Origin of the sequence: Rhodobacter maris (genome assembly GCF_900217815.1) — a bacterium.
GTDB classification, from domain to species: Bacteria; Pseudomonadota; Alphaproteobacteria; order Rhodobacterales; family Rhodobacteraceae; genus Rhodobacter; species Rhodobacter maris.
Genome location: NZ_OBMT01000047.1, coordinates 1 through 1,603, shown reverse-complemented (window position 1 = coordinate 1,603; position 1,603 = coordinate 1). Strand labels below are relative to the sequence as shown.

General features: G+C 66.2%; 2 protein-coding genes. Both read left to right on the top strand.

The window, feature by feature from the left end:
- On the top strand, nt 1–1,188 hold a 1,188-nt coding region (locus CRO22_RS18455), incomplete at its 5' end, for a chemotaxis protein CheA (RefSeq protein ID WP_141399498.1).
- On the top strand, nt 1,185–1,603 hold a 419-nt coding region (locus CRO22_RS18450; protein ID WP_176518707.1), incomplete at its 3' end, for a chemotaxis protein CheW. The genes CRO22_RS18455 and CRO22_RS18450, both read left to right, overlap by 4 nt.

The window sequence follows — 1,603 nt, the reverse complement described above, 5'->3', positions numbered from 1 at the left end:
GGCTTTTCGCTGCGCGTGCCCGCGGAGCGGCTCGACGAGCTGATGGACCGGGTGGGCGAGCTGGTGATCGCGCAGTCGCGGCTCGCGCAGATCGCGGGAGCCAGCAACGATCTCAACCTCAAGGCGGTGGCCGAAGAGCTTGACCGGCTCTCCTCGGGGCTGCGCAACACCACGATGGGCATCCGCATGGTGCCCATTGGCACGCTCTTCTCGCGGTTCCGCCGGCTCGTGCATGACCTCTCGCACGATCTCGGCAAGGAGATCGATTTCGTCACCACCGGCGAGGAGACCGAGCTCGACAAGACGATGATCGAGCGGCTTGCCGATCCGCTCGTCCACCTTATCCGCAACTCCGTCGATCATGGCGTCGAAGCCGCCGAACGGCGGGCCGCGGCAGGCAAACCGGCGAAAGGGCAGGTGCGGCTCAGCGCCTCCCATACCGGCGCCGAAGTGGCGATCACCATCACCGATGACGGGGCGGGGCTCGATGCGGTGCGGATCCGCGCCAAGGCCGAACAGGCCGGGCTGATCGGCCCCGAGCAGAAGATCTCCGATCAGGATCTCTACCAGTTCATCTTCCATCCGGGCTTTTCCACCGCGCAGGAGATCACCGCTGTGTCGGGGCGCGGGGTCGGCATGGATGTGGTGAAACGCACCATCGAGGGGCTGCGCGGCACGATCGAGCTTGCGAGCACGCCCGGGCGCGGCACGGTGGCGACGCTGCGCCTGCCGCTCACGCTCGCGATCATCGAGAGCATGCTGGTGCAGGTCGGAAACGGCCGCTATGCGATCCCGCTCTCGGCGGTGGAGGAATGCGTGGAACTGCCCGCGGCGAGCGAGACCACGGCCCAGGGGCGCAATTTCCTCAATATCCGCGGCCGGCTCGTGCCCTTCATGCGGCTGCGCGAGTTGTTCCGCGTTCGCGCCGAGGCTGCGCCCCATCCGAAAGTGGTGATCGTTTCGGCGGGCGAGGACCGGGTCGGCCTCGTGGTCGACCAGATCATCGGCAACAGCCAGACGGTGATCAAGTCGCTCTCGAAACTCCATGCCGATGTCGAGACCTTCTCGGGGGCGACGATCCTTGGCGATGGCGCGGTGGCGCTCATTCTCGATGTGGGCGCGCTGGTGGGCTTTGGCCGCAATTTCGAACGCCAGATCCGCGATGAGCGGCTGGGGAGGGTGGCATGAGCAGCGAAACGCAAGCAACGGGCATGCGTGCCCTGACCGTCGGCCTGCAGGGCGAGGTTTTTGCGCTGCCGGCCGAAACCGTGAGCGAAATTCTCGACATGGTGCCGATCACCGAGGTTCCCAATGCCCGGGCCTTTGTCTGGGGGGTGATCAATGTGCGCGGCAAGGTCGTGCCGCTCGCCGATCTGCGGGTGATGTTCGGCATGGCGCAGACCGCGCCCGATGCCGACACAAGGATCGTGGTCACCGAGATCGAGCTCGACGGCGAGCCGACTTTGGTCGGCATCATCGCCGACAAGGTTCACGACGTGACCGAAATCGCGGAGGCCTCGGTCGAGGGGGCTCCGAAAGTGGGCATGCGCTGGCCCGCGGAATTCGTCCGCGGCATCGGCAAGCATGGCGAAGACTTCATCAT